The sequence below is a fragment of the Bradyrhizobium sp. 179 genome (assembly GCF_023073535.1).
Classification (GTDB): Bacteria; Pseudomonadota; Alphaproteobacteria; order Rhizobiales; family Xanthobacteraceae; genus Bradyrhizobium.
Genome location: NZ_JADPJR010000123.1, coordinates 1 through 2,128, shown reverse-complemented (window position 1 = coordinate 2,128; position 2,128 = coordinate 1). Strand labels below are relative to the sequence as shown.

The window sequence follows — 2,128 nt, the reverse complement described above, 5'->3', positions numbered from 1 at the left end:
TGCTGGCCTCAGGCTCTCGTTGTGGCAAATCCTGGCCATCCTCCTCGCCCGACCCCGGATCAATCCAGCCTGAATTCAGGGTTCTTCACGGACGACCAATTCGAACCACCGCCTCGACGTCCGCGCCGGGACCGAAGACCACGCGCAGCCCTTTTGGGCTCACGATTTCGATCTGGCCTGTCTCGACAGCTTTCGTCGTTGCGGGCGGGCTCGGCACAACTATCGCAGGGACGAATGCCGGCCCGGTCGACCCCTCTCCAGCCCGATGATCGGAGGCCAAAGCCTTGCGCCAATTCAGCAGAAGCTGACGCGAGATCCCGTATCGGCGAGCGGTCACCGAAACCAATCGTGGCCCCGCGAAGCTCTCTTCTACGATCCTGAGCTTCTCCGCACTCGTCCAGCGTCGCCGCCGACCGGTCTCCACCACCTCTATGCGGCTCAGCACCGCACTGTCCTTCTGCACGTCCATAAGGACAGTCAGCTACGCCGCCGACATATTCACAAGGCGGCCTTGCTCGGATGCGTACGGTAGGAGCGGAGAACGCCGAGACGGAAACGCCGCATAATTGCCTGAAGCGCATGTTTCCGGTCCCGCCCGACGGCTAGGCCCCCATTGCCCTATTTCGCATGGCCGACAGTGGAGGGCCTTGCTCCGGATCCGTACGTCACTCGGCCCGTCATGCCGGCGGACGTCCTTGCCGCTGCGGGGTATGTGCTGCAGCACGGCGGTATCATCACGTGATCCCGCATGTGACGGAAAGGTCGGAACGGGCGGCGAGGCAGGTCCAGGTTAGTACCGAGCTCATCTTTCGGGCGAGGGAATCCGCGGTCGGCTGGCGATCCTTTCGGCCGTCTACCGTCCCCCCGCTAACGCAAAGCCTCGTGAAAACCGTACGGCTTTTTCCACTTGATCATCCGCATGCAATTTCGCCGTTGCGCCAAGGCAGATTGACAGAACGAAGAATAGCAGCGACCTGCCGAGAAAAGTTCTCGCGCGGCCGCTTGCTGTACATGTGTTCATTTCGGCGGATAGACGACAAGCCATACTCAGCCATTACTTCCTCAGCGAACTGGTTTGTTGCTAAACAATTGGAAGGCTTGATGCTCCTTCAAGCCAAATGAAGCAAGCTCCGAAGGCGAATCTCGACTTTTACTTCGATTGTAAAATCGCTTGCACGATGCCGGGCATGTACGGGGCTAAACAAGCGCGGGCTTTGTCTGCCTGATCTCCTTGCAGAGCGGTCATGCCCACGCTAGTCCGGCCCTGTACTCCTTCCCAATCTGTCTTGTAATATTTTCCGCCAAGGGAAGCGTCGGCTCCGATCTTCCCGGTTTTCAGGGCGTTTAGAGTGAGAACAACGTCTCCCTTGGCTTGACCTTCCAGTTGCGACGATGTCCCGCCAGCCAGACAGACCTTTAATAGCAAGCTAGTGACCTCGCTCATGTCTGCCGATACCGGGTGGCTAATGTTGCAGCGGTCGCGAAAACGCCAAGGCCCTTCTTGGTACGCAGGACAACGCGCACGTCAGCCTCCACCTTTGACCGTCTACATATAATTGTTATCCCTTTTTCGCTCGCCTGCAAGAGGAAGAAATTTTTTCGCGCGCGAGGTGCCTGAAATCTCGAGGACTTGGGACGGGCTTGATTTGCACGACCTTGGCCGCGTCCTCATCGGCTCGCGTTGGCGATTGCGGGCGATGCGGGGCGTGCTCCCGGATCGCACTGCTCCGATCGTTCAGGCCGCCGCCTCGAGTGCCGCGATGAAATGGGCCCGCGGAGCGGGACCGGTTGAACCGCCTTGTAAGTTGGAAACCGATCGCCCCTGATTCCTTTCTATCACGCAGCAAGAGATTCTGTCTGCTGCTGTGATGGGGTGGACGCCCCTTGACGGCATCGATGTGCCAAAATGAAGGGTGTTGAACCGTCACAAATGAGGAAGCGTCCATGAACGAAGTTAGCACGATTGGACTAGACTTGGCGAAACATGTTTTTCAGGCACATGGCGCAGACGCTAGCGGCGGTGTTGTTCTCCGCAAACAGCTGCGTCGTGACAAAGTGCTGGGTTTCTTTGCCCAGCAGCCTGCGTGCCTGGTAGCGATGGAAGCCTGCGCCAGCGCTCATTACTGGG

2 protein-coding genes and 1 pseudogene are annotated in these 2,128 nt (G+C 58.7%); 1 reads left to right on the top strand and 2 read right to left on the bottom strand.

Going from position 1 to position 2,128, the window contains the following annotated elements; genetic code table 11:
- Positions 1–85 precede the first annotated feature (85 nt).
- Both IVB12_RS28635 and IVB12_RS28630 read right to left on the bottom strand, forming a co-directional pair.
- Positions 86–469 (bottom strand): transposase, encoded by a 384-nt coding sequence (locus tag IVB12_RS28635; protein ID WP_247304117.1) that lies wholly within the window; start codon positions 467–469, stop codon positions 86–88.
- 681 nt (positions 470–1,150) lie between these two features.
- Positions 1,151–1,444 (bottom strand): hypothetical protein, encoded by a 294-nt coding sequence (locus IVB12_RS28630; protein ID WP_247304116.1) that lies wholly within the window; start codon positions 1,442–1,444, stop codon positions 1,151–1,153.
- 500 nt (positions 1,445–1,944) lie between these two features.
- Here IVB12_RS28630 and IVB12_RS28625 point away from each other — a divergent pair.
- Positions 1,945–2,128 (top strand): annotated as a pseudogene (locus tag IVB12_RS28625) (IS110 family transposase); the annotation flags it as partial.